Raw genomic sequence first — 6,409 nt, 5'->3', positions numbered from 1 at the left:
CCAGGCTTCGATGAACTGAAGCGACCCGCCTTCGAAACCTACTTAACTCATTGAATCTCAAGGAGTTTTCCGTTTCGACTGCGCCGGAAGTGGGGCGAATTATAGAGACTCAGAATCTGCCGTCAACCCTTAATTTCGCTTTTCCTGAAAAACCTGCTTTTTACCCATCAAACGCGGGATCCGGCGGGTCAAAGGAGGAATACGCAACGCCAAAAGGAAAACACCTATAAAGGCATAGATTGCCCACTCCTTAAGATCAGCACGGACAATCCACAACATATGCAGCAATCCCAACCCGAGAATCACATACACCAGCCGGTGCAATTTCTTCCAGCGGGTACCTAAACGACGCTGACTGTATCGGTTGGAGGTAATCGCCAATGCCAACAACCCCAGAAAACCCAGAGCACCCACAATGATGTAAGGACGCTTGCGCAGCTCGACACCCAGTTGCGACCAGTCGAAACCGAGAATGAACGCCATATAGCTGCAAAGATGCAGAACCACATAGGCAAAACACCAGAGCCCCAACTGACGGCGCACAGCAATCCACCCGGCCCACCCCGTAAGTTTCTGCAGCGGGGTCATACTCAGGGTGATCAACAGCAATACCAATGTCCCAAGCCCCAGCCGATCAACCAGAACCTTCCCCGGATCTGGCCCAAGCAGATCCGCAAAAGCCTGATAGAACCACAACAGCGGCCAGATCGCCGCAGCCAGGAAAACGCCTACACGCCAGATCGGATATCGCATCAGTAGTTCTTCCGCAGATCCAGCCCTGTATATAAAGAAGCGACCTCATCCGAGTAGCCGTTGAACATCTGCGTATCACGCACATTCGGCTTGAACAGACTGTTAGGCAATCGCCGCTCCCGCGCCTGAGTCCAACGTGGGTGGTCGACAGTAGGGTTCACATTCGCATAGAACCCGTACTCATCCGCCGCAATGCTCTGCCACGTCGTCTTCGGCTGCTCGCTGACCAGACTGATCCGCACGATGGATTTGACGCTCTTGAATCCGTACTTCCAAGGCACCACCAGACGCAACGGCGCACCGTTCTGGTTTGGCAATTCGCGGCCATACATACCCACCGCCAGAATCGCCAAGGGATTCATCGCCTCATCCAGACGCAAGCCTTCTACATAGGGCCAGTCGATCAGGGCAAATCCCGAACGCTGTCCGGGCATGCTCTTCGGATCCTGTAAGGTTTCGAAGCGAATGTATTTGGCATTCGAAGTAGGTTCTACCTGCTTCAACAGTGCCGAAATGGGAAAACCGATCCAGGGAATCACCATCGACCACGCCTCGACACAACGCAGGCGATAAATACGCTCTTCCAGCTGGTAAGGCTTCATGAAGTCTTCCAGAGCATAACGCCCCGGTTTACCCACCTCCCCGTCCACGACAACACTCCACGGTTCGGGTTTCAACGAACCGGCATTGGCCGCCGGGTCGCCCTTGTCGGTACCGAATTCATAGAAGTTGTTGTAATGGGTCGCGTCTTTGAAAGGTGTGATTGCCTCATCCTTGACGTTCACCGCTCCCCATTTGACAGAAGGCAGTTTCTCGGCAAACCAGGCGGGCGCCTTTCCGGCTTCGACATCGGCATAGCGGGCAGCCTCTTCAGCACTGGCCCAGCGCGGCAAAGTGCTCATGGCCAAACCGGCCGCGGTCGCTCCGAGCAATTGTCGGCGAGAGAGATAAATGGATTCAGGCGTGACGTCCGACTCATGGCAGTCGGACGCTTTGGGGACTTTGATCAGCATGGCAACTCCGCAGCTTTGGAGGACAGATGCACCATAGACTGCGGAGTATGAGGGAAATTACATCACTCGGCGTGTTTGTGACGACGAAGATGCAACAGATACTGCACCGGGCCCGACGCGGCATAAGCGAGGAACACCAGCAGCAGAATGCGAGGCGGATCGCTGAACACCACGGCAAACACCAGCACCACCGCCAGAATCGCCACGAAAGGCACGCGCCCCTTCAGATCCAGCTCCTTGAAGCTGTTGTATTTGATGTTACTGACCATCAGCATGCCGGCGGCCGCTACCATCAGCGCGACCAGGAACGACATCTTCGAACCCTGGATCCCGTAATCGCTGAACGCCCAGACAATCCCCGCAACAACGCCGGCAGCAGCCGGGCTGGCAAGACCGATGAAGTAGCGCTTGTCGGCGGTCCCCACCTGAGTGTTGAAACGCGCCAGACGCAACGCCGCACCCGCCACATAGATGAAGGCAACCATCCAGCCGACCTTGCCCATGTCACCCAGTGCCCAGCCGAAAGCCAGAAGCGCCGGCGCGACACCGAAGGCAACCATGTCCGACAACGAGTCGTACTCGGCACCGAACGCACTTTGGGTATTGGTCATGCGTGCCACGCGACCATCAAGGCCGTCAAGCACCATGGCGACGAAAATCGCGATGGCGGCAAAGGCGAAATACTTGCTCGCATTCGCCGCGTCCCCGGCACTCAAGGCAGCCTGGGCACTCATCGAGTTGATGATGGAATAAAACCCCGCGAACAGATTCGCAGTGGTGAACAGATTCGGCAGAAGATAGATACCACGATGCCGGACTTTACGACCTTCTGCGTCATGCCCTTCTTCGATGTGCTCATCGATGGGCAGCAGGCTTTCGGCGTCGGAAGCCTGGTTCGGCTCTTCGGGACGTTCGCTCATGGACAGTACCTTGCAACGGATTGGACATTTTCGACAGGTGTCTGGGACGACGGTTCGGCCACAAACGATGCAGCTTTATACCAGAAGCGCCCGCCCATACGAAAAAACGCGGCCGAGGCCGCGTTTTTTTCATACAAGGTTCGACGACTTAGTTTTTGGCTTTGTCGACGATCTTGTTGGCACCGATCCACGGCATCATGGAGCGCAGTTGCTCGCCGATGATTTCGATACCGTGAGCGGCGTTGTTACGACGCTTGGCGGTCATCGAAGGGTAGCCGGTTGCGCCTTCGCTGATGAACATTTTGGCGTATTCGCCGTCCTGAATACGTTTCAGGGCGTTGCGCATGGCCTGACGGGATTCGGCGTTGATCACTTCCGGACCGGTCACGTACTCGCCGTACTCAGCGTTGTTGGAGATCGAGTAGTTCATGTTGGCGATACCGCCTTCGTACATGAGGTCAACGATCAGTTTCAGTTCGTGCAGGCACTCGAAGTAGGCCATTTCCGGCGCGTAGCCAGCTTCAACCAGGGTTTCGAAACCGGCTTTTACCAGCTCGACGGTACCGCCGCACAGAACGGCTTGTTCGCCGAACAGATCGGTTTCGGTCTCGTCCTTGAAGGTGGTTTCGATGATGCCGGTACGACCGCCACCCACGCCGGCGGCGTAGGACAGTGCAACGTTCTTGGCATTGCCCGAGGCGTCCTGGTAGATCGCGATCAGGTCAGGGATACCGCCGCCTTTCACGAACTCGGAACGTACGGTGTGGCCCGGTGCTTTCGGCGCGATCATGATCACGTCGAGGTCGGCACGTGGAACAACCTGGTTGTAGTGAATCGCGAAACCGTGGGAGAAGGCCAGGGTGGCGCCTTTCTTGATGTTCGGCTCGATTTCGTTCTTGTACAGCTGGGACTGGAACTCGTCCGGGGTCAGGATCATGACCAGGTCGGCGCCGGCAACAGCGGCAGCCACGTCGGTCACTTTCAGGCCGTGGGCTTCAGCCTTGGCAACGGTGGCCGAACCTTTACGCAGACCGACGGTAACGTCGACACCGGAATCTTTCAGGTTGCACGCCTGGGCGTGGCCTTGGGAGCCGTAACCGATGATGGCAACTTTCTTGCCCTGGATGATCGACAGGTCGCAGTCTTTATCGTAGAAAACTTTCATGAATTTCCCCTTTATATCCAGGCCGTTCAGGCCATTCGCTAATTTGGTTTAGATGCTGAGTACTTTGTCGCCGCGGGCAATACCGGTGACGCCGCTGCGGACGGTCTCCAGAATCGATGCGGTGCCGATGGACTGAATGAAGCTGTCGAGCTTGTCGCTGGTACCGGTCAGTTGAACGGTATACACGCTGGCGCTGACGTCGACGATCTGTCCACGGTAAATATCGGTGGTGCGTTTGATCTCGGCGCGCTGGGCGCCAGTGGCCTTGACCTTGACCAGCATCAGTTCGCGCTCGATGTGAGCGCTTTCCGACAGGTCCACCAGCTTGACCACTTCGATCAGCTTGTTCAGGTTTTTGGTGATCTGCTCGATGACTTCATCGTGGCCGACTGTGGTCAGCGTCAGACGCGACAGGGTCGGGTCTTCGGTTGGCGCCACGGTCAGGCTTTCGATGTTGTAGTTGCGCTGCGAGAACAGGCCGACTACGCGAGACAAAGCACCGGGTTCGTTTTCCAGAAGCAAGGAAATAATGTGCCGCATGATTAGGTACGCTCCGTCTTGCTCAGCCACATATCGCGCATGGAGCCGTCTTTGATCTGCATCGGATAGACGTGCTCGCTGGTATCGACCGAAATGTCGATCACCACCAGGCGATCTTTCATGGCGAACGCCTCTTCCATCTTCGACTTCAAATCTTTCGATTCGGTGATGCGCACGCCGACGTGGCCATAGGCTTCAGCCAGCTTGACGAAGTCAGGCAAGGATTCCATGTAGGAGTGCGAGTGACGGCTGCCGTAACTCATGTCCTGCCACTGACGAACCATGCCCAGAACACCGTTGTTCAGGATGACGATCTTGACCGGCAAACCGTATTGCAGGCAGGTCGACAATTCCTGGATGTTCATCTGGATACTGCCTTCACCGGTGACGCACGCAACATCGGTGTCAGGGAAGCTCAGCGCGATACCCATCGCGGCCGGCAGACCGAAGCCCATAGTGCCCAGGCCACCGGAGTTGATCCAGCGGTTCGGCTTGTTGAACTTGTAGTACTGCGCAGCAAACATCTGATGCTGGCCCACGTCGGAGGTCACAAAGGCGTCGCCCTTGGTCACTTCGCACAGGGTTTCGATCACGGTCTGCGGCTTGATCTTGCTGCCGTCGCCCTTGTCGTAAGGGAACAGGCCGCGATCACCGCGCCATTCATCAACCTGCTTCCACCAGCTGGCAACGGCTTCCTTGTTCGGGGTTTCGCCGATTTCCTTGAGGATCGCGACCATTTCGGTCAGGACGCTCTCCACCGGACCAACGATTGGCACGTCGGCCTTGATGGTCTTGGAAATCGAAGCCGGGTCGATGTCGATGTGAATGATCTTGGCGTTCGGGCAGAACTTCGGCGCGCCGTTGATCACTCGATCGTCGAAACGCGCGCCGACCGCCAGGATCACGTCGGCATGGTGCATCGCCAGGTTCGCGGTGTAGCTGCCGTGCATGCCGAGCATGCCGATGAACTGACGGTCAGTGCCAGGGTAGCCACCCAGGCCCATCAAGGTGTTGGTAACCGGCAGGTTGAGCATTTGCGCCAGCTCGGTCAGCGGCGCGGAGCCGTTGCCGAGGATTACGCCACCGCCGGAGTACAGCACGGGACGCTTGGCCGCCAGGAGCATTTCTGCCGCCTTGCGGATTTGCCCGGAGTGACCGCGAACGGCCGGGCTGTAGGAACGCAGTTTGGCTTTCTTCGGGAAGATGTATTCGAACTTCTCGGCCGGGTTGGTCATGTCTTTCGGGATATCGACCACGACCGGGCCCGGACGACCGGATTGCGCCAGGTAGAAGGCCTTCTTCATGACTTCCGGGATTTCCGAAGCGTGCTTGATCATGAAGCTGTGCTTCACGATCGGCCGGGAGATACCGATCATGTCGGTTTCCTGGAACGCGTCGGTGCCGACCATGGTGCTTGGCACCTGACCGGAAATGATCACCATTGGAATCGAGTCCATATAGGCAGTGGCGATACCGGTGATGGCGTTTGTGGCGCCTGGACCGGAAGTCACCAATACCACGCCGGCTTTACCGGTGGCACGGGCGTAGCCGTCAGCCATATGGGTAGCCGCTTGTTCGTGACGAACCAGGATGTGGGTCACTTCCGGTTCTTTGAACAGGGCATCGTAAACATGAAGGAGAGCACCACCCGGGTACCCGTAGATATATTTGACGCCTTCGTCACGCAAAAAGCGGACGAGCATCTCACCGCCAGATAAAAGCTCCACGTTGTTCACCTCTAAAACGCCAGAATACCGTCCACAAAAAAGCGAACGGGTCTTAATAGGTTTACTTCTCGGCAGAGCATGAGCGACGGTGGTCGCCGACTACGTCAGCACTGACTGAGCAAGTATTGGGATCGTCCCAAGTGTTGCGGGCCTTTCCCACCCAGCGCGAGGTAACGCGTTGCGGGTGTAACAGGTCGACGCGGATATGCGCCTCATGATCTGCCGAGAGGGTCTGCTTCTGGCAGTCCCTGTACAGCGGACTTTGGATTCTTCTGTTTCGCCCTCTCCAAG

The 6,409-nt window shown here is 56.9% G+C and carries 6 protein-coding genes; all 6 read right to left on the bottom strand.

Features of this window, described 5'->3' with window-relative positions; all coding sequences use genetic code 11:
• Window positions 1-129: 129 nt before the first annotated feature.
• A complete protein-coding gene (msrQ, locus tag AC07XZ_RS08205) occupies window positions 130-753 on the bottom strand; it encodes a protein-methionine-sulfoxide reductase heme-binding subunit MsrQ (protein ID WP_007959665.1) in 624 nt (207 codons plus the stop codon).
• A complete protein-coding gene (gene msrP / locus AC07XZ_RS08200; RefSeq protein WP_102686289.1) occupies window positions 753-1,766 on the bottom strand; it encodes a protein-methionine-sulfoxide reductase catalytic subunit MsrP in 1,014 nt (337 codons plus the stop codon). Before msrP ends, msrQ begins: the two co-directional genes overlap by 1 nt.
• Window positions 1,767-1,828: 62 nt before the next feature.
• Entirely contained in the window at window positions 1,829-2,686 is an 858-nt protein-coding gene (gene pssA, locus AC07XZ_RS08195) for a CDP-diacylglycerol--serine O-phosphatidyltransferase (protein WP_039771608.1), read from the bottom strand.
• Between the two features lie 148 nt (window positions 2,687-2,834).
• Window positions 2,835-3,851, bottom strand: coding sequence for a ketol-acid reductoisomerase (gene ilvC / locus AC07XZ_RS08190; RefSeq protein ID WP_007959661.1), 1,017 nt, complete (start codon window positions 3,849-3,851; stop codon window positions 2,835-2,837).
• A 48-nt stretch (window positions 3,852-3,899) separates the two neighbouring features.
• Entirely contained in the window at window positions 3,900-4,391 is a 492-nt protein-coding gene (gene ilvN, locus AC07XZ_RS08185; RefSeq protein WP_003176102.1) for an acetolactate synthase small subunit, read from the bottom strand.
• Window positions 4,392-4,393: 2 nt separating this feature from the next.
• Window positions 4,394-6,118, bottom strand: a complete 1,725-nt coding sequence (locus AC07XZ_RS08180; protein ID WP_085608788.1) for an acetolactate synthase 3 large subunit — start codon at window positions 6,116-6,118, stop codon at window positions 4,394-4,396.
• Window positions 6,119-6,409 lie beyond the last annotated feature (291 nt).

The sequence above is a fragment of the Pseudomonas sp. GW458-11-26-14-LB4 genome, from assembly GCF_059423925.1.
This window is presented reverse-complemented; position numbering and strand designations above follow the sequence as displayed.

What these genes read in the sequence shown, in the direction of transcription:
- msrQ (WP_007959665.1), bottom strand. Translation starts at nt 753, where the DNA reads ATGCGATATCCGATCTGGCGTGTAGGCGTTTTCCTGGCTGCGGCGATC.
- msrP (WP_102686289.1), bottom strand. Translation starts at nt 1,766, where the DNA reads ATGCTGATCAAAGTCCCCAAAGCGTCCGACTGCCATGAGTCGGACGTC.
- pssA (WP_039771608.1), bottom strand. Translation starts at nt 2,686, where the DNA reads ATGAGCGAACGTCCCGAAGAGCCGAACCAGGCTTCCGACGCCGAAAGC.
- ilvC (WP_007959661.1), bottom strand. Translation starts at nt 3,851, where the DNA reads ATGAAAGTTTTCTACGATAAAGACTGCGACCTGTCGATCATCCAGGGC.
- ilvN (WP_003176102.1), bottom strand. Translation starts at nt 4,391, where the DNA reads ATGCGGCACATTATTTCCTTGCTTCTGGAAAACGAACCCGGTGCTTTG.